Origin of the sequence: Amycolatopsis sp. NPDC051716 (assembly GCF_040681595.1) — a bacterium.
GTDB lineage: Bacteria > Actinomycetota > Actinomycetes > Mycobacteriales > Pseudonocardiaceae > Amycolatopsis.
This window is the reverse complement of record NZ_JBFAZA010000006.1, coordinates 90910-114604: the sequence shown is the minus strand read 5'-3', so window position 1 is coordinate 114604 and position 23695 is coordinate 90910. Positions and strand designations below refer to the sequence as shown.

At 71.1% G+C, this 23695-nt stretch carries 16 protein-coding genes; 12 read left to right on the top strand and 4 right to left on the bottom strand.

What is annotated here, in order from left to right:
- Positions 1-18: 18 nt before the first annotated feature.
- Positions 19-1866: a phosphatase PAP2 family protein gene (locus tag AB0M30_RS10010; RefSeq protein ID WP_364582119.1), complete on the top strand. Its 1848-nt coding sequence runs from the start codon at positions 19-21 to the stop codon at positions 1864-1866.
- Positions 1863-3188 (top strand): jacalin-like lectin, encoded by a 1326-nt coding sequence (locus AB0M30_RS10005; RefSeq protein ID WP_364582117.1) that lies wholly within the window; start codon positions 1863-1865, stop codon positions 3186-3188. Before AB0M30_RS10010 ends, AB0M30_RS10005 begins: the two co-directional genes overlap by 4 nt.
- Here AB0M30_RS10005 and AB0M30_RS10000 read toward each other — a convergent pair.
- Entirely contained in the window at positions 3173-3889 is a 717-nt protein-coding gene (locus tag AB0M30_RS10000; RefSeq protein ID WP_364582115.1) for a serine/threonine protein kinase, read from the bottom strand. The genes AB0M30_RS10005 and AB0M30_RS10000 overlap by 16 nt on opposite strands.
- A gap of 190 nt (positions 3890-4079) precedes the next feature.
- The gene (locus AB0M30_RS09995) at positions 4080-8129 is read right to left on the bottom strand and encodes a family 43 glycosylhydrolase (protein WP_364582113.1); all 4050 of its coding nucleotides are present in this window, start codon (positions 8127-8129) and stop codon (positions 4080-4082) included.
- A gap of 263 nt (positions 8130-8392) precedes the next feature.
- Here AB0M30_RS09995 and AB0M30_RS09990 point away from each other — a divergent pair, with 263 nt between their 5' ends.
- The 3 genes from AB0M30_RS09990 (at position 8393) to AB0M30_RS09980 (ending at position 13063) form a co-directional block, all read left to right on the top strand.
- Complete coding sequence (locus tag AB0M30_RS09990; RefSeq protein WP_364582112.1) at positions 8393-9772, top strand: glycoside hydrolase family 43 protein; 1380 nt, start codon at positions 8393-8395, stop codon at positions 9770-9772.
- A gap of 21 nt (positions 9773-9793) precedes the next feature.
- Entirely contained in the window at positions 9794-11230 is a 1437-nt protein-coding gene (locus AB0M30_RS09985; RefSeq protein ID WP_364582110.1) for an RICIN domain-containing protein, read from the top strand.
- A gap of 81 nt (positions 11231-11311) precedes the next feature.
- Positions 11312-13063: a cellulase family glycosylhydrolase gene (locus tag AB0M30_RS09980; protein ID WP_364582108.1), complete on the top strand. Its 1752-nt coding sequence runs from the start codon at positions 11312-11314 to the stop codon at positions 13061-13063.
- 143 nt (positions 13064-13206) lie between these two features.
- On the opposite strand, the gene AB0M30_RS09975 is transcribed toward AB0M30_RS09980, so the two are convergent.
- Positions 13207-13872, bottom strand: a complete 666-nt coding sequence (locus AB0M30_RS09975) for a helix-turn-helix domain-containing protein (RefSeq protein WP_364582106.1) — start codon at positions 13870-13872, stop codon at positions 13207-13209.
- Positions 13873-13956: 84 nt separating this feature from the next.
- Between AB0M30_RS09975 and AB0M30_RS09970 the strand changes: the two genes are divergently transcribed.
- A complete protein-coding gene (locus AB0M30_RS09970; RefSeq protein WP_364582104.1) occupies positions 13957-15066 on the top strand; it encodes an NAD(P)/FAD-dependent oxidoreductase in 1110 nt (369 codons plus the stop codon).
- Here the strand turns inward: AB0M30_RS09970 and AB0M30_RS09965 are convergent, their stop codons facing one another.
- Entirely contained in the window at positions 15067-15774 is a 708-nt protein-coding gene (locus AB0M30_RS09965) for a TetR/AcrR family transcriptional regulator C-terminal domain-containing protein (protein ID WP_364582101.1), read from the bottom strand. It abuts the gene before it with no gap.
- Between the two features lie 69 nt (positions 15775-15843).
- On the opposite strand from AB0M30_RS09965, the gene AB0M30_RS09960 reads away from it, so the two are divergent.
- From AB0M30_RS09960 to AB0M30_RS09935, 6 genes are all read left to right on the top strand, one after another.
- Positions 15844-16953, top strand: a complete 1110-nt coding sequence (locus tag AB0M30_RS09960) for an NAD(P)/FAD-dependent oxidoreductase (protein ID WP_364582099.1) — start codon at positions 15844-15846, stop codon at positions 16951-16953.
- Positions 16954-17615: 662 nt separating this feature from the next.
- Complete coding sequence (locus AB0M30_RS09955; protein ID WP_364582098.1) at positions 17616-18242, top strand: hypothetical protein; 627 nt, start codon at positions 17616-17618, stop codon at positions 18240-18242.
- A complete protein-coding gene (locus AB0M30_RS09950) occupies positions 18226-19407 on the top strand; it encodes a hypothetical protein (RefSeq protein ID WP_364582095.1) in 1182 nt (393 codons plus the stop codon). The genes AB0M30_RS09955 and AB0M30_RS09950 overlap by 17 nt, the downstream gene beginning before the upstream one ends.
- Positions 19404-21617, top strand: coding sequence for a hypothetical protein (locus AB0M30_RS09945; protein ID WP_364582092.1), 2214 nt, complete (start codon positions 19404-19406; stop codon positions 21615-21617). Before AB0M30_RS09950 ends, AB0M30_RS09945 begins: the two co-directional genes overlap by 4 nt.
- A gap of 96 nt (positions 21618-21713) precedes the next feature.
- Positions 21714-23207 (top strand): tRNA (N6-isopentenyl adenosine(37)-C2)-methylthiotransferase MiaB, encoded by a 1494-nt coding sequence (gene miaB, locus AB0M30_RS09940; protein WP_364582090.1) that lies wholly within the window; start codon positions 21714-21716, stop codon positions 23205-23207.
- Positions 23204-23677 (top strand): hypothetical protein, encoded by a 474-nt coding sequence (locus AB0M30_RS09935; RefSeq protein ID WP_103342810.1) that lies wholly within the window; start codon positions 23204-23206, stop codon positions 23675-23677. Before miaB ends, AB0M30_RS09935 begins: the two co-directional genes overlap by 4 nt.
- Positions 23678-23695 lie beyond the last annotated feature (18 nt).

Genomic DNA, 23695 nt, shown 5'->3' with positions numbered 1-23695 from the left:
CCTTCTCAGGAGAACGACTTGATCCCTGCGCCCTTGGACCGGCGGACCTTCCTGCGCTGGTCCGCGCTCGTCCCCGCCGTCGCCGCCGTGCCCACCGTGCTGGGCGTGCCCGCGTGGGCGGAGGAAACGACGGCCTTCGTCGACACCTACCGCACGAACGTCCCGGCGAACCACACCCCGGAGACCAACGCCGCGGTCCGGATCCTGAGCGGGATGCAGCGGCTCTGGCGCACCGGGTCCACTTGGGACAGTGGCGTCGTGCTCGACGCGGCGGTGCTGCGCGCGAACGTCCGGCACTGCGTCGCCGTCACCCGCCACCGGACCGACGCCGAAGCCAAGCGCGCCTTCGTCTACGACCGCCAGCACCAGTCCTACGCCGCCATCGGCGGCCTCGGCCCCTTGGCCGACCTCTACCGCAGCGGCGCCAAGGCCGTCACGAGCATCACTTCCGCGCCCGACGGCACGCCGCCGGCCAAGATCGACGACGCCGTCCCGGCGAACGCCCCGGCGGGCTCGGCGCTCGGCGCCGGTGCGCACGACTCGGAGCTCGGCCTGGTGGCCACGCTCGTGGACACCGTCCGCGGGAACTTCGCCTCGGGCAACCCGAGCAAGGCCGCCTACCAGTACCCGCGGCCGTGGCGGCTGACCGCGGACAGCCGGGTCGAGGACACCGGCCGGACCGACGCCCTCGGGTTCCCGGTCTACCGGTCCGACGTCGTCGTCGCACCGCAGCTGCTGCGGCAGCGCAGCACGACCCCGGCCGACGACGGCGGCTTCCCCAGCGGCCACACCAACGCGTTCCACCTGGCCTGCCTCGCCCTGGCCTACGCGGTCCCGGAGCGGTTCCAGGAGCTGGTGGCGCGGGCCTACGACCTGGCCGACACGCGGATCGTCGCCGGGATGCACTCGCCGGTCGACGTGATCGGCGGCCGGACCCTGGCCACCGCGCTCACCGCGGCGACGCTGGCCGACCCGGAGAACGCGGCGCTCAAGGCGGCGGCGCGCGAGCAGGCGCTGAAGTACTTCACCGCGAAGACCGGCACGACCGCGGACACGCTGTTCGCCCGGGCGCACACCGGCGCCGACGAATACGGCGACCGCCGCGCGAACGCCGAGATGGTCGCGCGGCGGGCGACCTACGGGCTGCCGGACCGGCCTGCGCGCGCCGCGATGCGGGTGCCGAAGGGCGCCGAGGTGCTCCTCGAGACGCGGCTGCCGTACCTCGACGCGGCGCAGCGGCGGGAAGTCCTGCGCACGACGGCGTTCCCGGCCGGGCACCCGCTGCTCGACGGGCCCGAGCTCTGGGGACGGCTGAACCTCTTCGCCGCGGCCGACGGCTACGGCGCGTTCGACGCCGGCGTCCGCGTCACGATGGACGCCACGCGCGGCGGGTTCGGTGCCGAGGACAGCTGGCGCAACGACATCGGCGGTGCCGGCGGGCTCGTCAAGGCGGGCACCGGCACGCTGACCCTCGCCGGGGCCAACAGTTACCGCGGCGGCACCCGCGTCGAAGCGGGCACGCTGGTCGCCGCGACGCCGGGCGCGCTGGGCACCGGCGACGTCGAACTCGCCGGTGGTGCGCTGCGCGCGGCCGGCCTCCGGATCGGCGGCTACCACCAGACCGGCGGCACGCTGTCCGTCACCGCGGGCCCGGCGCTGCTCGTGCGCGGCGAGGTCACGCTGGAGCGCGGCGTCCTGGAGCTCCGGATCGACGGCTCCTGCCCGTGGCACGAGGTCGACGTGCTGTGCGCCGGGCGGCTGCGCGGCCGGTTCTCCGCCATCCGTGCCGACCGCCCGGGGTACCGGGTGGTCCCGCGTTACACGTCCACCGGTTTGTCCGTCCGAATCCTGCGGGAGTTCTCGTGAAGAAACGCCTGGCCGTGCTGGCGCTCGCCGCCGCGGTGTCCACAGTGGTCAGTCCGGCGGCCGCGCACGCCGCCACCGACGGCGGCACCTTCTCGGTGCTGGCCTACAACGTCGCCGGCCTGCCCGAATCGATCTCCAGCGCGCCGACACCGCGTGATCCCGCGACGACCGCGATCGGGCAGCGGATCGCGCCCTACGACATCGTGCACGTCGAGGAGGACTTCAACTACCACGCCAAGCTCTACGCCGCGGACAACCACCCGTACCGCACGCCCACCAGCGGCGGCGCAGGCATCGGCAGCGGGCTGAACAGCCTGTCCACGCTGCCCTACGACACCGACGACTTCGAGCGCGCCCGCTGGACGTCCTGCCAGCTCGACTCCGGGGACTGCCTGACCCCGAAGGGCTTCACCTTCATGCGGGTGCGGCTGGCCGAGGGCGTGTACGTCGACTTCTACAACGCGCACACCAACGCCGGGACGAACGACGGCGACGAGGCTTCGCGCGCGTCGAACCTGGCGCAGCTGACCGCGTTCATCAAGTCGCACTCGGCGGGCAACGCGGTCGTCGTCATGGGTGACACCAACACCCGCTACACCCGCGCGGCCGACACGATCGCGCAGTTCGGGGCGGACAACGGCCTCACCGACGCGTGGGTGAAGCTGGTGCGCGGCGGGGTCGCCCCCGCGCCCGGCAGCCCGGCGCTGCTGTGCGAACCGGTGGTCACCAACGACTGCGAGGTCGTCGACAAGGTGCTCTACCGCAGCAGCAAGCTCGTGTCGCTCGACGCGACCTTCTACAACAACGAGCACGCGAAGTTCCTCGACGCCGACGGCAAGATGCTGTCCGACCACGACCCGATCACCGTCCGGTTCAACTGGACGCGCAACCCGGCGTTGCAGCTGTCGGAGCAGTACGGCGGCCCGCACGGCGACTACTTCACCGACGTCGCCGCGGTGCCCGTGGGCGCCCGGGTGCGGACGCTCTCGCTGCGCAGCGGCTCCCGCGTCGATCAGGTCGGGGTGACCCTGGAGAACGGCACCACCCTGACCCACGGCGGCCCGGGCGGGACGGCGGCGTCGCTCACCCTCGGCACCGGCGAGTACGTCACGACGGCGACCCTGTGCCAGGGCAAGTACAGCAACACCTCCCGGATCTTCTCGGCCCGGTTCACCACCAGCCTCGGCCGCGTCCTCGCCGGCGGCTCGACCACCGGCGACTGCGTCACCCGCACGGCCCCGGACGGCTGGCAGATCGCCGGCTTCCACGGCCGCACCGGCGACGAGGTCGACAAGGTCGGCTTCGTCTACACGCAGCGGTAGTCGCCCGCGAGCGTCCGCCTGGCCCCGCCGTCCCGCGAGCCCGGACGGCGGGGCAAGGAGCTGGTGAACAGTTCTTCGGCCTCCGCCATCGTGGGCCGGGCCGCCGGGTTGGGGTGCAACAGCCGGAGCACGGCCTCGGCGACCGGGTGTTGCGCCGGCGTGTGCTCGGCGCCGGGCCGTCCCTGCAGCGCGGCGTAAAGGGTCGCGCCCAGGGAGTACACCTCCGCCGGGAAGTCGGGGAAGCCCCCGTCGAGCACCTCGGGGGCGTGGTAGGCGCGCGAACCGGTCGCCCCGGCCACGAGCCCGGCGTGTCCCTCGGCGGAGATGACGACGTGGTCCGGGTCGACGGCGGCGTGCAGGACGCCTTCGTCGTGCGCGGCCGCCAGCACCGCGGCCAGCCGGGCCCCGAACCGGGCGACGAGGGCGGGGGCCAGCGTCCCGTGCTCGTCGAGCAGCTCGGTCAGCGTCCGCGCCCCCGGGTATTCGAGCACCAGGTAGGTGGTGCTGTCCTCGTCGACGACGTCACAGATGGCCGCCCGCGGCGCGGGGATGGCGGGCGCCGCGGGCGGCTCGTCGAACAGCGGCTTGACGGCGACGATCCGGTCCAGCCGTTCGTCCTGGGCGTGCCAGACCACCGTGCTCGGCCCGGCCGGGCCGAGCAGGCGGTACCGGTCACCGATCAGTGTCCCTTCGCGCGCCACGTCGCCGTCCCTCCGTTGTCCACCGTTCTACTGGGGGATACGGCCGGAAAGCGAATCCGGTTCGCTTGATCGACTCGATTTCCCCCGGCAGGGTGGGCAGGCCCCAAGCGCCCCACCCAGCCCCCCCCACCACCGTCCGTAGTGACAATCGTGCTTCGGGGTGGTGGGTCACGACGAGTGCACCAGCCGCCTACTTGAGCGGCCGGACACTCCCCAGCGTCGGGACCACCTTGGCGATCGTCCCGTCCGCACCGAACCGCAGCCGGTCGATGGTCACTTCCCGGTGCGTTCCGTCACCACCCGGGATCGCGAACCGGTGATATGCGATGTACCAGTCGTCCGTACCGGGCCCCTGGACGATGCTGTGGTGACCGGTGCCGAGGATGCCGAGCGACGGGTCCTTCTCCAGGATCACGCCCCGGTTCACCAGCCCGGCGCCCAGCGGGCTCGTCGCCGTCGCGTAGCCGACGCGGTAGTTCTCGCTGCCCGTGTCGTCGATGGACCAGGTCAGGTGGTACGTGCCCGCCCGCTTGGTCATGAACAGCCCCTCGCGGAAGCCGTCGAGGCCGGTCAAGCGAGTGATCTTCGCCGGGTCGTAGGACACCAGGTCGGCGTTCAGCGGCACGACGTAGGCTTCGCCGTTGCCCCAGTACAGGTAGGTCTGCCCGTCGTCGTCGGTGAACACCGCCGGGTCGATCGCCTGGCCGCCGCCCGGGTTCGCCGCGATCAGCGGCTTGCCCAGCGCGTCGGTGAACGGGCCGGTGGGGGAGTCCGACACCGCGACGCCGATCTTGGCGTCCGCGCAGAAGTAGAAGTAGTACTTCCCGTTCTTCCGCGTGATGGTCGGCGCCCACGCCCGGCTGTCCGCCCAGGACACGTCCGGGCCGAGGTCGAGGATCTTCGGGTGCCGCGTCCAGGTGACGAGGTCCTTGCTCGACCACGCGTCGAACGTCGTGCCGGACCAGCCGGGGAAGCCGTCGGTCGTGGCGTAGAGGTAATACGTGTCGCCGAAGCGGACGATGTTCGGGTCCGCGTTGTAGCCGGGCAGGACCGGGCTGTTCATCACCACCGCGCTGACCGTCCACGTCCGCCTCTGCCAGCCGGCGCCGACGACCGAGTAGCCCACCGGGCCGGTGAAGTCCTGCCGCGAACCGTTGTGGGGGAACACCTGCGTACCGCCGGCCACCTGCAGCACCGGCGCGAGGCGGCGCACGTCCGTGCCCGGCTTCACCGGCAGGACGATCGTGCCCTTCGCGCTGTCGATGATCGCGGGCACCTTGAGGGAATCGAGGGTGACCCCGCCGACGGCCGTCTCGTTGCCCGGCGCGCCGAGCACCTCCTGGCCCGTCAGGCCGCGGTTCCATACGGTGAACCGGCGCATCTTGCCCTGGAAGTACTTGTCGGCACCGTAGGCCGAGCGCCCGAGGTAGTTCGACGTCGTGATGCCCGCGCCGAGGTCGCCGGGTTTCGCCGTGACACCGTCCACATGGGCCACTTCGACGCCGTTGTCGTAGAGCCGAGCGGTTCCGTTCGCCAGCGTGTACGTCAGCGTGTGCCAGGCGCCGCGGGTCAGTCCCCGCTTGCTGTCGGCGTTCTGCTCGGTCGACCAGTTGCCGGACGCGATCGCCGCCCGGTAGGTGTCGCCGGAGGCGAAGAGGTAGCCGTCACCGACGTTGTTCGTGCTGTTGCCCAGGTTCCAGAGGAAGTACGGCGTCTGCTGGCCGGGGTCGACCCACACCTGCGCCGACACCGTGATCCCGCTCAGGCCGCTCATGAGGTTGTTCGGCAGGGCCACGTAACCGTCCTTGCCCGCGAAGGCGAGCCCGTCCGCCGAGCGCGTGACGCCGCCGTGCATCGAGGCGTCCCGCCCGTTCCCGGAGACGTCGGCGACCGTGTCACCCGAGCCCGCCGCCGTGAGGTCGTAGTCGGCGACGACACCCTTCTTGTCGGTGGTCATCGGCGGCGGTCCCTGGCGCAGCTTGGCGAGTTCGGCCTTCGTCACCGGCAGCACCGTGCCGTGGCGCGGGCTCTTCGGGAGCTGGTACTCGGCCGGGATCGTCCAGTTCGGCTTCGCCAGGGAGTCCGTGACGAACGGGACGTACCCGCGCCGGGGCGTCTCGTCCATGAAGGCGTAGATCTTGTTGCTGTCGTTGGCCTTGAACACCGTCGGGCCCTCGACCCAGTCGGTGCCGAGCTTCGTGCGGATGCAGTCGCTGACCAGTTCCCAGTTGCGCGGCTTCGTCGTCGGGAGGTCCACCGCGCGCAGGTTCTTCGACCGCTCGAGCACGATGTCGCGCTCGCAGGAGCCGATGACCTTGCCGTCGGTGGTCAGCCGGTAGTAGTAGTCGCCGTCCTTGATGACGGTGGAGTCGATGACGCCTTCGCCCGGGTCGTTCCAGACCTGGGGCTTGCTGAACGTCCGGAAGTCGCGGGTGGTCGCGTACATCATCCGCGGGTACGTCGGGCCGGTGTGGTCGACGTCCGTGGGGGCGTAGGGGCTGGTGGCCCAGTAGACGACGTACGCGCCGATCGTGGGGTCGTAGGTCGCCTCGGGCGCCCACGTCATGCCGGCCGTGTCGTCGGAGACCCGGACGTGCCGCTGGTTCGACCAGGTCACCAGGTCGGTCGACTCCCAGATCTCCAGGTACTGGCTGCCGTGGCGCTGCGCCTGGTCCCAGCCGCGGCCGTCGTTGATCTGCAGGTCGGTGGCGACGATGTAGAACCGGTCGCCCTCCGGGCTGCGGACGATGAACGGGTCGCGCACGCCGGTTTCGCCGTAGTTCGAGCGCAGGACGGGCTTGCCGCCGTTGAGCTCGTCCCAGTGCAGCGGGTCGTTCCCGCGGCTGGCCGCGAAGTGGATCTGCTCGGTGTCCTGCGTCGCCTCACCGGTGAAGTAGGCGAACATGTACCCCTCGAGCGCTTCCTTCTTGGGCAACGGCACGACGGTGAGGGTGAAGGACCGTTCCGCCGTCGCGTGGCCCTTCGTCGCGCGGACCGTGAGGCGGGCCTTGGCCGGCCGCGATCCGGCCGCGGGCCGGGTCACCTCGCCGGTGGCGGTGACGACCCGGGGGTCCAGGCTGCACCAGGTCAGCGTGACGTCGCCGGCGCCCTTGACCGGCAGGGTGATGTTGCCGCGGATCGCGTCCTGATCCGGGATGACGATGTCCTTGAGCGCGTTGTCGACCTTCTGCCGGTCGGTGATGTCCGGCAGCACGGTGACGGTGAAGGAGCGGCTCGCGCTCTGGCCGGCGTAGGAGACGGCCGCCGTCAAGGTCACCTTCGCGTTGCCGGCGCCGGGCGCGGGTCGCGTCACCACGCCGGTCGCGGACACCACCGCCGGGTTGCTCGACGTCCAGGCGATCGCCGAGCCGCCGGCGCCCGTCTTCGGGAGCGTGAGGTTGCCGGTGACGGCGGAGGTGTCGCCGAGGTCGAGGGCGGCCGCGTCGGCCGTCGCGCGCCCGGCGGCGGTGCGCTCGCCGAGGGCGCGGGCTTCGTCGGCCGTCACCGCGCGGTCGTAGACGCGGAAGTCGCGGACGTTCCCCTTGAGGTACTTGTCGCCGTCGTAGACCGACCGGCCGAGGTAGTCGGCGGTGGTGGTGCCGCCGCCGATCGAGCCGGGCGTGATCGTGACGCCGGTGTTGCGGGCGACCTCGATCCCGTCCTCGTACAGGACCGCGGTCCCGCCACCGAGGGCGTAGGTGACCGTGCGCCAGCTGCCGCGCGAAAGGTTGCGTCCCGCACTCGCGTTCTGTTCGGTGGACCAGTTGCCGGAGGCGATCGAGCCGCGGAACTGGTCACCCGTGGTGAACAGGTAGCCGTTCCCGGCGCCGCCCGTCGTGTTGCCGAGGCCCCACAGGAAATACGGCGTGCCCTGGTCGGCGGCGACGTTGACCTGAACCGAAACCGTGATGTCCGTGAGACCTCGCATGAGGTTGTCGGGCAGCCGGACGTGCCCGTTCGTGCCGCCGAGGCGCAGGCCTTCGTCGCCTTGCCACGTCGTGTCGCCGCTGACGCCGGCGTTGCGTCCGTGGCCCGAAGCGTCGGGCACGGTGGTCCCGGAGCCGCCGGTGAGGTCGTAGCGCACGACCAGGCCGTCGTCGAGGGTCGCCGCGTGGCCGGAAGTGGCCCAGACGGTGGTGGAAGCCGCGGCGACGGCGAGGGTGGCGAGGATCGCGGTCAGCGGTCTGGGCCGCCGGGCGAACTTCGGCGACGACGTCGTCGCCGAGAGTCGAACGGGCATACCGGATCTCCAGGAGGTGGGCGCCGACGGCGCGGGAAAGGGGTGATGCGGCTGATTCCGGGACCTGGGAATGGTCGCCGAGCGCGGAGTGAGCGCTAACATAGCTGCCGATCCCCGCGGGGTCAATCAGCTGTTTTGCCTGGTGGTGTCGGCGTCCCGACGATCGGGCCCTTGACACCGTGTGGCGCGGGTCACCTACACTACGACGGCTTGTTAGCGCTAACAATTCTGGGCCCGGCACTCGACGACGAGGTGGGTGGACGATGATCAGTCGACGCGGACTGATGGCGGGCACGGCGGCAGCCGCGGTCGCCGGCGTGCTCGGCAGCAGGGCCACGGCTCGCGCCCAAGCCGCCTCCGGCGGGTACGTCATGGCGTACTTCACCGAGTCGCCGTCGATGACGGGCGCCGACTACGGGCTGCACCTGGCGGTCAGCGCGGACGGCCTCGACTGGATGCCGCTCAACCAGAACAACCCCGTGGTGACGCCGACGGCGGGCACCGGCGGGCTGCGCGACCCGTTCGTGCTGCGCAAGCAGGACGGCCGGTTCGTCGTCCTGGCGACCGACCTCAAGGGCACCGACTGGTCGCTGCAGAACCAGTACGTGCACGTCTGGGACTCGGCGGACCTGCGCGGGTTCACCGGCTACCGCCGGATCAAGCTGCACTCGATGGCGACGCACAGCTGGGCACCGGAGGCGTTCTGGGACCCTTCGCGCAACCAGTACGCGATCATCTACTCGGCGGCGTACGGCGGCCACGACGTCATCATGGTCAACTACACCACCGACTTCACGACGGTCAGTGCGGCGCAGGTCTTCTTCGACCCCGGCCACGCGACGATCGACGGGACGATGGCCACCATCGGCGGCGTCAACTACCTGTACGTCAAGAACAACACCAACAGCACCCTGGTCGGCCAGCGCTCCGGCTCCCTGGCCGCCGGCGGTTTCACCACCTACAAGACCGGGATCTCCCCCGGGCGGGGGGTGGAGGCGCCGCAGATCGTGCCCGCGCTGTCGGGGAACCGCTGGTACCTCTGGGGTGACACGTGGAGCCCCAACGGCCGGTTCTTCTGCTGGGAGACCACCGATGTCGGCGCCGGGAACTGGACGCTGCTGAACGACCGCGCCTACACCCAGCCGCTGAACTCCAAGCACCCCGGCATCACGCCGATCACGGCCGCGGAGCGGTCCGCGCTCGTCGCGCAGTGGGGCGCCCCGGCGTGGCGACGGCTCAAGTCCTACAACTTCCCGGACCGCCACGTCCGGCACGCCGACTCCGTCGGACGCATCGACGCCTACCCGTTCGACCCCTACCAGGACCAGCTCTGGAAGCTGGTGCCCGGCCTGGCGGACGCGACCGGCGTCTCGTTCGAATCCGTCAACTACCCGGGCCGGTACCTGCGGCACAGCAACTACGAGTTGCACCTGGCGGCCGACGACGGCTCGGCGTCGTTCAAGGCGGACGCCACCTTCCACCAGACGGCCGGGCTCGCCGACGCGAGCTGGTCTTCGTTCCGATCGCACAACTACCCCGACCGCTACCTCCGGCACTACTCCTACGTGCTGCGGATCGACCCCCTCGGCAGCACCTCGTCCACTGTGGACAAGCAGGACGCGACTTTCCGCGTCGGCTACTGACCCGCTTGAGAAGGAGCCGTGATGCTACGACGACGTGGCGCGGTCTTGTCCTTGCTCGTGCTTGTCACTCTGTTGCTCGGCGCACCCGGTGCGGGCGCCGCGACGGTGACGGTGACCAACGGGAGCCAGTTCACCGATACCTCCGGCGCCCTGGTGCACGCCCACGGCGGCGGGATGCTCAAGGTGGGCGCGTACTACTACTGGTTCGGCGAGAACCGCAACGCCGACGACACCTTCCGGGCCGTCTCGGCCTACCGCTCGGCCGACCTGAAGACCTGGGAGTTCCGGGGCGACGTGCTGACGCAGTCGTCGGCGGCCGAGCTGGGCCGGGCGAAGATCGAACGGCCGAAAGTGCTCTACAACAGCTCGACCGGACAGTACGTGATGTGGATGCACAAGGAAAACGGGGACGACTACGCCGAAGCACGCGCGGCCGTGGCCACCTCCTCGACGGTCGACGGCGGCTACACCTACCGCGGCAGCTTCCGCCCGCTCGGCGTCCACATGTCGCGGGACATCACGCTGTTCAAGGACGACGACGGAACCGCGTACATGGCGTCCGCGGCGCGTGAGAACGCCGACCTCAACGTGTACCGGCTCACCGCCGACTACACCGGCGTCGCGGCGCTGGTGCGGACGCTGTGGCCCGGCTCGTACCGCGAGGCGCCGGCGATGTTCAAGCGCAACGGCGTCTATTTCCTGCTCACCTCGGCGGCCACGAGCTGGCAGCCGAACCAGCAGAAGTACGCGACGGCCACGAGCGTCACGGGCACGTGGAGCGGGTTGGCGAACGTCGGCGACTCCACCGGCTTCGGCAGCCAGACCGCGTACGTGCTGCCCGTGCAGGGCTCGCAGGCGACCTCCTACCTCTACCTGGGCGACCGCTGGGCGGGTGCCTGGAACCGCCCGGTCAACGAGTCCCGGTACGTGTGGCTGCCGCTGAGTTTCCCCAGTGCCACCACGATGTCGATGAGCTGGTACCCGAAGGTGAGTGTCGACGCGGCGACCGGTGTGGTCGCGGGTGCCGCCACCGGCAGTGCGTACGAGTCGCTGGTAGCGCGCCACAGCGGCAAGTGCGCGGACATCCCGAGTTCGGCGCGCGACGACGGCGTGCAGCTGAAGCAGTATTCGTGCAACGGCGGCGGGAACCAGCAGTGGAGCGAGCTGGACCTCGGCAACGGGTACGTCAACCTGATCGCCCGGCACAGCGGGAAGTGCCTCGACGTCTCGGACGGCTCGACGGCGGACGGGGCCGCGGCGGTGCAGTGGACGTGCAACGGCGGCACGAACCAGCAGTGGCAGGCGCAGGCGGCCGACGGCGGGTACGTCCGGTGGGTGGCCCGGCACAGCGGCAAGTGCCTGGACGTCGTCTCCGCGTCGACGGCCGACGGCGCCGCCGTCAAGCAGTACCCGTGCACCGGCGTGACGAACCAGCAGTGGCAGCGGCGAGCGGCCTGAGCGGGCTCCGTTCGGCCCTTGACGACCGGAGGAGGGCTCGCTAGCTTTTTGCGAAACTCCTTCACGTTTGGGGCCGCCATCATGCGCCTGCTCGTGGCTTTGCTCACCGCCGTGGCGATGACCTCCGGTGTCGTCGCTTCCGCTGTCGCCGAAGACGTTCCGCAGCACCGGTTGACCGTGCGCGGCTCGGCTTTCGTCGACGAGTACGGCCGCGAAGTGGTCTTGCGCGGCTTCAACGTCTCGGGGGAGACGAAGCTGGCAGAAAACGGTTTCCTGCCGTTCGCCAACGCGGCCGACGCACGCCGTTCCGCGCAGGCGATGCGGGCCCTCGCCGGCGCGAACGCCGTGCGCTTCCCGATCGCGTGGGCCGGGACGCAGCCGGTGCGCGGGCCGGTGAACACGCAGTACCTGGCGAAGCTGACCGACCAGCTGAAGGCGTTCCTGGACGAGGGGTTCACCGTCCTGCCCGACTTCCACCAGGACCTGTTCTCCCGCTACCTGTTCAACCGCGGCAGCTGGTACACCGGCGACGGCGCGCCGAAGTGGGTCGTCGACCTCGGCGGCTACCCCGCGGAAAGCTGCGGCGTCTGCGCCCACTGGGGCCAGAACATCACCCAGAACGGCGCGGTCCAGGACGCCACGAAGGACTTCTGGCACAACGCCCGCGGCGTCCAGGACGAGTTCGTCGGCCAGGCCGTCCAGACGATGTCCTACCTGCGCACGAACCTCAGCGCCGCCCAGTTCGCGGGCGTCGCGGGCATGGACCCGTACAACGAGCCCTTCGCCGGGCGCTATGACCAGGGCCAGGACAGCAAGGCGTGGGAACAGAACGTGCTGTGGCCGTTCTTCAAGCGGTTCCGCGACGCGATGGATTCCGCCGGCTGGCAGGACAAGCCCGCGTTCGTCGAGCCGAACATGTTCTGGAACGCCAACATCTCCTTCCAGCTCCACCCCGGCGGCTTCCAGGACACCGGCGTGCTGGGGCCGCGGTACGTGTTCAACACGCACTTCTACGACCAGCTGGCGCAGTCCGGCGTGTTCATGCCGGGCAAGGCGGGCGACGGCCAGTACAGCGCGAGCTTCGGCACGGTCCGGGACCGCGCGGCCGCGCTGGGCACGACGGCGATCGTCACGGAGTTCGGCCACCCGATGACCGGCTACACCTCCGACAAGACCCCGACCGTGGACAAGGCGATGTACCAGGCCCTGGACTCGCGCGTGGCCGGCGCGAACTGGTGGCGCAAGCCGGCGGAGTCGGGCCCGGTGCTGTCGGCGACGCAGTGGCAGTGGGACATCTACAGCGGCCGCCACCACGAGCTGATGAACGACAACCCGGGCAAGGTCAAGACGGACGGCGACGCCTGGAACGGCGAGGACTTCTCCTCGGCCCGCACGGCGGACGACGGCACGGTCCAGCTCCGCCAGGACGCGCGCTTACTCGACCGCCTCTACCCGGCGGCGGTCGCCGGGCACACGCTGGCGTTCACCTACGAGGACCGCTCGCGCGACGGCAGCCAAACGCTGACGTGGAACCAGATCCCGTCGACGATGCCGGCGACCGCGGCGCTGACCGGCGCGGGCCGGTACGGCGTCCTCGTGTGGCAGGGGACGGACTCGGGAGCCCCGACCGAACTGCACGTTCCGGCCGGGCTGACCCCGACGGTGGTCACGGACCTGGCCTCGGTCACCCGGGTGGGCGACCGCCTGCGCCTGCCGGCGACCCCGGGCCTGCACTACGCCCTGATCGCGGAACCGGCGGCGGCGCCGACCGCGGCCCAGCTGGCGGCGGTCCGGGCGGAACTCGCCGCCTGGGCACCGACCGCGGTGAAGTAGCCCGCCCGGCCCCAAGCGCCCCAATGTGGCCTTCGGTGCGTTCAACGCACCGAAGGCCACCTTGGGTGCGTTCAACGCAACCAAGGCCACATTGGGGCGCTTCTCTCGGGCGGCGGGCGGCGGGCGGCGGGCGGCTTGCGGTGCTAGCGCAGGGAGGCGATCCCGGCCAGGAAGATGTCGACGCCCGCGAGGAACTGCTCGCGGTCGTCGTGCTCCCGGAGCTGGGTCGCCGCCCGATGCACGAACGGGTATTCGTCCGGGTCGAGTGCCGCCCACCGGGCGGCGACCGCGCCCAGGAAGGCGTCGCGGTCGCCCTCGTCGGCGGCGAGCAGCCGGGCGTTGGCGGCGTTCTGCCCGGCGACGCCGAGGACGTAGTTGACCAGCGCGCCCGCGGCGTCGAACAACGCCTGTTCGGGCACTTCGAGCGCCACGAGCAGCCCGCCGATGCGCTCGTAGACCTCCAGGAGCGCGGGCCGCCACGGCTCCCGGGACAGCTGGGCGCCGACCCAAGGGTGGGCGTCGATCGCGTCGAACAGGCCCAGCGACACCGTGCGCAGCGCTTCCCGCGGGTCGCCGCCGGCCACGGCATCGCCCATGACGCGGGCGATGACGGCGTCGGTCGCCGCCGCGAGGAGGTCGCTCTTGTTGGCGACGTGGTGGTAGATCGCGCCGTAGCCGGTCGACAGGCGGGCGGTGAGCGCGCGGAACGTCAGCGCGGCCTCGCCGCCCTCGTCCAGGATCGCGGCCGCCGCCTGCACGATCACTTCCTTGGACAGCCCGTCCGTGCGCCGTTGGGCTCGGTTCGCCATGTGCTGATCATCGCACGGTTGGAACGCCGATCCAAACTCGTGCTAGCGTGATGTTTGGAACGACGATCCAAACGGAGGAAAACCATGACTGTCACGATCATCGGAGCCGGCCTCGGCGGGCTCGTCCTGGCCCGCGTCCTGCACCTGCACGGCATCCCGGTCGAGGTGCACGAGGCCGACGCTTCATCGGCCGCCCGGCGCCAGGGCGGCATGCTCGACATCCACCCCTGGAACGGCCAGCCGGCGCTCGAGGCGGCCGGCCTGACCGAGGGGTTCCGCAAGCTCGTCCTGCCGGGCCGGGAATCCTCGCGCGTGGTCGACCACCACGGCACCGTGCTGCTCGACCAGCCCGACGACGGCACCGGCGAACGTCCCGAAGTGCAGCGCGGCGAGCTGCGGCAGCTGCTGCTCGACTCGCTGCCACCCGGCACCGTCCACTGGGGACACAAGGTCACCGGGGTGCGGTCCCTCGGCGACGGTGGCCACGAGGTGCGCCTGGCCGACGGCACCAGCTTCGGCACGAGCCTGCTGGTGGGCGCGGACGGCGCGTGGTCGAAAGTCCGGCCGCTGGTCTCCGCGGCCACCCCGGAGTACGTCGGCGTGTCGGTCGTCGAGACGTTTCTCTTCGACGGCGACGTCCGCCACCCCGCCGCCGCGAAGGTGGTCGGCGCGGGCGCGCTCTACGCGCTGGCGCCCGGCAAGGGGTTCGTCGCGCACCGGGAAAGCGGCGGGACGCTGCACACGTACGCGCAGCTGTTCAAGCCCGAGGACTGGCTGGCCGGGGCCGACGCGGCGACCGTGACGGCGCGGGTCGCCGGGGAGTTCGCCGGCTGGGCGCCCGAGCTGACCGCGTTGATCACCGAAAGCGACACCCCGCCGGTGCTGCGCCGCCTCGCCACGCTGCCGGCCGGCCACCGCTGGGACCGCGTGCCGGGGGTGACCCTGCTCGGCGACGCGGCCCACCTGCTGCCGCCGAACGGCGAAGGGGCCAACCTGGCCATGCTGGACGGTGCCGAACTCGGCCAGGCCCTGGCCGCCCACCCCGGTGACGTGGAGACGGCGCTGGCCGAGTTCGAGCGGGCCATGTTCGCGCGTGCCGCGGCGGAAGCGGAGGACGTCGACGTCTACGCGATCATGTTCGGCGACGACGCCCCGCACGGCATGGTCGCCATGCTGACCGGGGCCGGGGAGTAGCTACTCGGCGGCGGTGTCCGCCCCGATGCCCGCCGCGATGCCCGCCCCGATGCCGTCGAGGAGGAAGCCGAGGCCGAGGCGGAAGGTCTCGTCGGCGTCGAGGTGGGCGGCGTCGCGGACGACCGTCTCCAGTGCGGGGAACCGGCCGGTGGCGAACATCCGCACCAGGTAGGGCCCGTGGGTGCGCTGCCACTGCCGCTGGTCCAGCCCGCTGGCGCGCTCGGCCCGCCGTTCGGCGATTTCCCGGCGGACCGCGCCGATCACGTACGCGTCGACGGCGGCGGCCACCGGCATGACCACGTCCACGTCGACGCCGTCCAGCGCGGCCAGCACCGCCTCGCCCCGGGCCAGCGCGTTCGGGCCGAGCTGGGGCCGGCCGCCGATCAGGTCGGCGAACCACTCGTGCCGGTACGCGGCCTGCCGGGTGGCTTCGGCCACCGACGTCAATACTTCCCGCCACCCGTCCCCGGCCGGCCGGATCTCGGCGTGGACGGCGTCGACCATCAGGTCGAGCAGCTCGTCCTTCGTGTCGATGTAGCCGTACAGCCGCATCGGCCCGACGTCCAGCGCGGCCGCGATCTTGCGCAACGACACCGCGTCCAGGCCGGCTTCATCGGCCAGTTCGACCGCTGTCCGGACGATCAGGTCCCGGCTCAGCGGGGCCGGCGCCGGCCGGTTCGCCGGCTCCGGTCGTTCCCACACCAACATGGGCGTGACAATACATCGGCTCTCGCGATACACTGTATCGAAACGTACGGCGTATCAGAGGGGGAATCCATGACCATCGCCATCGTGGGAGCCGGCATGGGCGGCCTGGCGCTCGCCCGGGTCCTGCACGTGCACGGCATCGAGGCCGTCGTGTACGAACGTGACGCTTCGCGCGGCGCCCGCCGCCAGGGCGGCATGCTCGACATCCACTCCGGGCAGCGGGCGCTGCGCGAAGCCGGTCTGCTCGACCGGTTCATGGCGGTCGCCCGCCGGGAGGGGCAGGACATGCGTCTCCTGGAGCCGGACGGCACCCTGCTGCTCCAGGAGGACACGCCGGACGACGCCCCGATGGCGCGCCCCGAGATCGATCGCACCGACCTGCGCAACCTGCTGCTCGACTCGCTTCCCGAGCGAACGGTCCGCTGGGGGCACGCGTTCGACCACGCCGAAGAGGGCGTCCTGCATTTCACCGACGGCACCAGCGCGCGCTACGACCTGCTCGTCGGAGCCGACGGCGCGAACTCCCGGGTCCGGGGCCTGCTCACCGACGCCCGCCCGGAGCACCTGGGCCAGAACGCGGTCGAGCTCGCGATCTCCGACATCGACCGCACCCACCCCGACCTGGCGGCCATGGTCGGCCGCGGCAACTACTGGGTGTTCGGCGACGGCAAGTCCCTGGCCGCCCAGCGCAACGGCGACGGTAGCGTCCGCATCGGCATCAGTTTTTACAACACGGGCGAAGACTGGTTCGCCACAAGCGGCATCCCGTTCGACAACCCACCCGCGGCCCGCGCCCGCCTGATCGAGCTCCTGGCCGGCTGGGACCCCCGCATCACGGCCCTGATCGCCGCAGCCGACGACACGTTCGTGCCCCGATCACTGGCGACGCTCCCACCGGGCCTGACCTGGCCATCATCTGCCACGGTCACGCTGGTCGGCGACGCGGCGCACTTGATGCCCCCGGTGGGAGAGGGAGCCAACATGGCCCTCCTGGACGGCGCCCTCCTCGCCCTGGCCCTGGCCGCCCACCCGGCCGATTTCGGAGCGGCGGTGGCGGAGTACGAGAAGGAGATGTTCGAGCGCACGGAAGCGGCGGCCCGGATGTCCGCGGGCATGCAGGAGTTGCTGATGTCCCCGGATGCGAGCCGTCGGTTGCTCGAGTTCTTCCAGCCGAGGTAGGGGAGTCGCGCATTTCGTCGAGGAGCCGCCCGGAATCCCGTTGGCAAGGGCCGGTTCGATCGCCGCCGGCGACAACACGGCGGGGCTCGGCCGCTGGTCGACTCCGAACGTGACGCTGTCCGGCGTCGCGGCACCTCTACGGCCGCAATAGGGGAGCGGGCGAACCTGACGTCGCCCACTCGGCGAAGCCCTCCCCGACCCGGGTGAGCGCACCGTGCGATTTCGGAGCGGCGCGGCCCTCCTCCCTCTGCCCCTGGCAGCGCACCCGGCCGTGGACTGCTCCAGTTCTTTCAGCCGAGGTAGGGGAGTCACGCATTTCGTCGAGGAGCCCCCTGGAATCCCGTTGGCAAGGGCCGGTTCGATCGCCGCCGGCGACAACACCGCCTCATCTTGGTCGACCCGGAGTGTGTGACGCAGCCCCGCGCCACTTGGCGAACGCGAGCCGCGGCTGGCTTGAGTTCTTCCAACCGCATTGAGGTCACGCGACCACCTTTCCGGTTCTGCTCGGCTGAGCTCGTCACTCGTTCGTCCCGATGCCGTGCGACCAAGGATGAAAATCACCGGCACCAAGAATGCGAAATAGGCTGATCGAGTGAAGGTGGTAACAGCGGTTCAAGGGGTCGCGATCCCTAGCTCGACAAAACGAGTGGAGGCGAGACTTCTTGGCCACTTTCCTGAATATCCTCCTGCACGTGATGCTGCTCGGGTCGATGTTGGTCTTCATCGCTTCGAGTGTGCTGGTGACATTTCGGACGGACAACGCGTTGGAGCGCGCGATCCGGGCCAGTGCGTTGTTCTGCGGGGCCATGGTGGTGCTCGGCGCGCAGGCGGCGGGCCTCGGGTTCGCCGAATTCACCGTCAACGCCCTGTCGAACACCGATCTTGCCGGCACGCTGTCGAAGATCGCGGGCGCCGCGGTCCCCGCCACCTTCGGGGTGGTCATGGGCCGGTATCTGAGCTATTCGGTGCGGCGTAGCGAAAACCTGGCGATCCGGGTGATGGCATTTGTCGGCACCCTGGCGGCGACGCAATTCGCGGCGATCTACGCGATTGCCGTGAAGGCGAACGGGCTCGAGCTCGGCGCGTCCGCGATCCCGAACATCTCTTTCGTCGTCGGCATTCTTCTCTACGTGGTGCTGAAGTACGAGCCGGGAAAGCAGCCGCGGCCGGGGAGGCTCGGCGCGATGATTTCCGTCAAGCTGCGAGCGCGGCCGGTCGAGGCGGCCGAGTCGTCACCCGGGGCCCGGCCGAAGCGGACCGAAGGGGACAGCCGTGGCCAGTCCGTCTGATCGCCGGAAATGCCCGTACTGCGGCAAGGTCTCCATGCTGGGCGAGCTGCCGATCGTCGGGACCAACCCCTACACCATCGCCGAAGCCAAAGACGGCGCGATGCCGTCGGGGACGCCGATCCGCGGGTGGCTGGAGGCGGACCGGTCGCGGTACCCGGTGCTGGCCCCGCCGCCGGGCTCCGCGTCGGCGGGCACGGTGAACTGGATGCGCAAGCACTTCTACCCGCGGGTCCTCCCGCACCCCGCCGAGGTCGCGGCCCCGGAGGACCTGCCCGCACGGCTGTGCCTCGGGTGCAACCACCCCCTGCCGGAGGGGATCGACGATCGCGAGATCTACGTGATCGCGGTCGTCGGCACCCACAGTGCGGGCAAGTCGCACTACCTGACCAGCATGATGAACGAGGCGTACACCCGGCAGGGCCTGGTCGACCACAACTGCGTCGAGTTCCTGCCGGACGAGGCCACCGCCAAACGCTTCGACGCCGACTACTTCGTGCCGTTGTTCGAAGAGAGCAGGGTGCTCGAACCGACCCAGTACGAAACACCTGACCCGCTGGTCTTCCAGGTCACCTACGAGGGGCAGAAGCCCTGCCTGCTGCTCTTCCACGACGTCTCGGGCGAGGTGCTCATGGATCGGGCGAGCCGCGCCCACGCGGCGTCGTTCGTGCGGCGGGCGGATGGCGTGATCTTCCTCGTGGACCCGCTGTCCTTCCCGAGGGTGCGCAGCGCGATGAAGCACCTCCCGGACGCCGCCGAACGACAGCCGAACCAGGCGAACCTGCTCGCGGCGTACGTCTCCGACCTCGCCGAGGAGGCACGGGCGCGAGTTCCCATCGCCGTGACACTGTCCAAATCGGACGTCCTGGCGACCGCGCTCGGGCGCGAAGACCTGCTCTTCGCCCGGCATCGCGCCGCCGGCTGGGCCGGGTGGAACGCCGAAATGGACCAGATCGGCCGGCAGGTCCGGGAGGTGCTGACCGAGCTCGGTGCACACGACCTCCTCTCCGCCACCAGGCGAATGGCGAAGGTGTCCTACAACGCCGTCAGCGCACTCGGCCGGACCCCACGGCCGGATCGGACGCTCGACGGGCCTCCCGACCCCATCCGGTGCCTCGAACCCCTGGTCAACGTCCTCGATCACCTCTCTCCGATCGTCGGCTCATGACGGATGCGCAGCTCGAGCAGCTCTGGTTCACCTGGGCCCGGCACGGCACCGAGAACAGGCTCGGGTTCCAGGTGGTGGCCGCGACCCCGGCGCTGCTCGACAAGACGAACCGCCGCCGGAGCGAGGCACTCGAACTCTGCCGGTACCGAGCCCCCACCGGCGCCCGAGACCGAGGCGAAGCGCCGGTCTCCTTCGGCTGGACCGACCGTGACGACACGAGGTACGTCTTCCACAAGGTCTACACCGGCACCGACGCCTTCGGCAGGCCCGGCAACTTCGCCGCCCACATCGTCGCCGGGCCCCGGACGATGCTGCCGGCGCGGGAGCTGCTCGCCCGCTTCCGCTCGCCTTGGTGGTGGACCGAAGGTGCGGCGCCGGACCCGGAACTGCCGAGAGTCACGCTTTCCGAGATCGAGCCGGGAAGCCTCGACCTCGCGGAAGCGCCCGAACTCCTGGCAGCCGCGCTCTTCACGGCGCGCCGGGGGCGGCCGGTGGCGATCAGGCAACCGCCGGACGTGGCGGTCGCGATCGTGGCGGCACTGGCCGAACGGGTGCCGTGGCTCGCCGACGACATCTCGTTCTCCAGCTACGAGTCACGCGATACCGCGGCCCGGTTCGAGATCGTCGGGATGGACCCGGCCAGTCAGCCGCCGCCCGCTTCGCTCGTCTTCGGTTCGCCGCACCGCGACACCGATGCGGTGGAGGCAGCGCGGATCGTCGTGTCGCCGGAGCGGATCGATCGAGCCGCGACGTCGATCGGACGGTCGGTCGTGCCGGATGCCGGCCGCGGCGTGGATTTCGGTGCGCTCGCCGATTCGGTGATCGCCTTCCACAGCCTGCTGGTGGACGGCGACATCGACCGAGCGAAGCTGCGTACGGCGTTGGCGTCGGCGCCGGGGATCACCCAGCTCGCCCGTGTCGAGCGCGGTGTGACCGCTTTGGCGCGGGCCATCGTCGCCGGGGAGGCGCTGCATTGGCCGGCTCTCGGCCAGGCGTGTACCGGCGGTTGCGCGGAGAAACTGGGCGACGAGGTGGCGACCGAAATCCTCGCCGCTCAGGACACCCGCGCTCCCGCGTCGACGCTCCAGCGGCTCGAGACCGAATTACCGGCGCTGGTGACCGCTGTCTGCGTCGCGCTGTGCCGCAAATGGGCCGCGCGCCAAACGCCGATGAAGCTGGACGTGCCCGGCGCGGTGGCCGTGCTGAGGGGGCTGCGCGATCCCCGCACCTGCGACGACGAAGTGCTGACCGGGCTCGCGGCCGAGGCCGCTCGCGATCCGCTGCTCAGCCTGAACGGGACCGGTCTCGGCCGCGCCGTTCGCGGCCGGATCCTCGCGCAGGTGCTGCGCCGGACCACCCAGGTGATCGACCTGGGGGCGCTGGTGAGCGCCGAGCCCGAGCTCGGCCAGGCGGCGGCACCGTACCTGCGCCGGGTGGAGCCGTTGCGCGAGCTGCTCGGTGCGATCGACGTCGAGGCGGTGCCGGTTTTCGCCACCGGTGTGCTGCGAGAGCTCGAGCCGGAAGCCGGCTACGAGTTCTTGGCCTCCTACGCGGATCGCTTGGGCAACGGGGAACGCCTGACGCTGCTCGCGAGCTGCCTGCCGGGTGAGGGCCGGCGGAGCCGCCAGTGGTCGGACGTCGTGCGGACCGCGCTGGAAGGCGTCATCGACGAAGCGATGTCGGCCCCGCGGTTCCGCAACCCCCTCACGAAGCAGGTGTGCGACCTCGTGGAGACGACCCGCTGCGGGCCGGTTGGGGAGGTGCTGTCCCGCCGTGACCCGGGTACGCCGACCCGGTTGTCCGCTGAGCTGCAGCTGACCCTGCTGCTCGGCGGTTCCCCGTCGCAAGCCGAGCTCTCGGCCCTGGTGGATCGGCTCGCCCTGACGCTGCCGCCCGAGTTCGTGGCAAGCGCGCTCGTGGACGCGGCCCACCGCCGGCTCAGGGCGGGGCCCAGTGCGGCACGGGTGCTCGTGCACCTCGCCCGGATGATCGCCGCCGGACGGCTCCCGACCCGCCACCACCGCCTGCGCGGCCGCCTGGACCGCGACGCCCGGGACTTGGCCCGATCGTGCGGGCAACCCGAGCTGGCGGCCGGCCGCATCGAGGTGGCCGGGCTCGGCGGGGCGGCCGAAGCTTGGTGGCACCGGCTGACCAAGCCGAAACGTCGCTGGCCCATCGTGCTGTCCCCGCCCGTGACGGACGGGCGGTGAAGCCCCCGGCCTGCGGTCGGCCCGGGGCGCGGTGCCCGGCAACGGTCGGGCGGGTGGGAGCTGTCGCTGGTCAGGCGAGGGTTACCCTGAACGACGATGACCGAGAACCAGGCACCCAGGGCGTACCAGATCCGCACCTTCGGCTGCCAGATGAACGTGCACGACTCCGAGCGGCTCGCCGGGCAGCTCGAGGACGCCGGCTACGTTCCGGCCACCGCCGGGGCCAAGCCGGACCTGATCGTGTTCAACACCTGTGCCGTCCGGGAGAACGCGGACAACAAGCTGTACGGCACCCTCGGGCACCTGCGCCCCGACAAGGTCGCGAACCCCGACCTGCAGATCGCCGTCGGCGGGTGTCTCGCGCAGAAGGACCGCGGGGAGATCGTCAAGCGGGCGCCGTGGGTCGACGTCGTGTTCGGCACCCACAACATCGGGGCGCTGCCCACGCTGCTCGAGCGGGCCCGGCACAACGCCGAGGCCGAAGTCGAGATCCTCGAATCGCTCGAGACCTTCCCCTCGACGCTGCCCGCGCGCCGCGAATCGTCCTACGCGAGCTGGGTGTCCGTTTCGGTCGGCTGCAACAACACCTGCACCTTCTGCATCGTGCCCGCCCTGCGCGGCAAGGAACGCGACCGGCGGCCCGGCGAGATCCTCGCCGAGGTCGAGGCGCTCGTCGCCGAGGGCGTGCTCGAGGTCACCCTGCTCGGCCAGAACGTCAACTCCTACGGCGTCGAATTCGGTGACCGGCTGGCGTTCGGCAAGCTGCTGCGCGCGTGCGGCACCGTCGACGGCCTCGAGCGCGTCCGGTTCACCTCGCCGCACCCGGCCGCCTTCACCTCCGACGTCATCGACGCCATGGCCGCGACCCCGAACATCTGCCACCAGCTGCACATGCCGCTGCAGTCCGGGTCCGACCGGGTGCTGCGCGAGATGAAGCGGTCCTACCGCTCGGCGCGCTTCCTGAACATCCTCGACGAGGTCCGCGCGGCCATGCCGGACGCGGCGATCACCACCGACATCATCGTCGGCTTCCCGGGCGAGACCGAGGAGGACTTCCAGGCCACCCTGGACGTCGTCGCGCAGGCCCGCTTCTCCAGCGCGTTCACCTTCCAGTACTCGAAGCGCCCGGGCACGCCGGCCGCGACGATGGACGGCCAGCTGCCGAAGGAGGTCGTGCAGGAGCGCTACGAACGCCTGGTCGAGCTGCAGAACGCGATCTCCTGGGAAGAGAACAAGAAGATCGTCGGCCGCCGCGTCGAGCTGCTCGTCGCCGCGGGCGAGGGCCGCAAGGACGCCGAGACGCACCGGATGAGCGGCCGCGCCCGCGACGGGCGGCTGGTGCACTTCACCCCGGCCGGCGCTCACGTCGACCGCGCTGTCCGCCCCGGAGACGTCGTCGAGACGATCGTCACCTACGGCGCACCGCACCACCTGGTGGCCGACGGCGACCTGCTGTCCCACCGGCGGACGCGCGCCGGCGACAACGCGGAGGCCGGGCTCCGGCCGAAGACGAGCGGCGTCACGCTGGGCCTGCCGGGCTTCGGTGCCCCGGCCGCCCAGCCCGAACCGGTGAGTGGGTGTGCGCTGTGACCGAGTCCCGTGGCAACGGCGAACTGGCCGAGCTGGCGGCCGAGATCGACGAAGCGGGCAAGCGCGCGTCCCGCACGGTGGAGCTGGGCCGCCGCGGGTTCACCATCGCGGTGTTCGCGTTCGTGCTGCTGATCTGCCTGATCCTCCCGTGGGTGGGCGACCACGCGGGCTGGCAGGTCCTGGCCGGCGAGGGCGGCGGCATCCCCCAGCTGTTCGCGGCGACGTCGACGGGCGTGGGCATCCTCGGCTCGGCTCTGGCCCTGGTGACGCGGCGCTGGTGGCTGGCCTGGGTCTGCGCGGCGGGCGGCTGGTTCGCCTCGGTGGACGGGCTGCTGGCGATCTGGTCCCAGCAGTCGTCCCACGCCCCGGGCTCCGCGGGCGGCGGCCCGGGGCTCGGCATGGTGATCGCCTGGATCGCGATGATCTGTCTCGCGGTCCAGTGGATGCGCACGGCGTTCTCCCGATCTTGAGAACCGGCGGGGACCGGG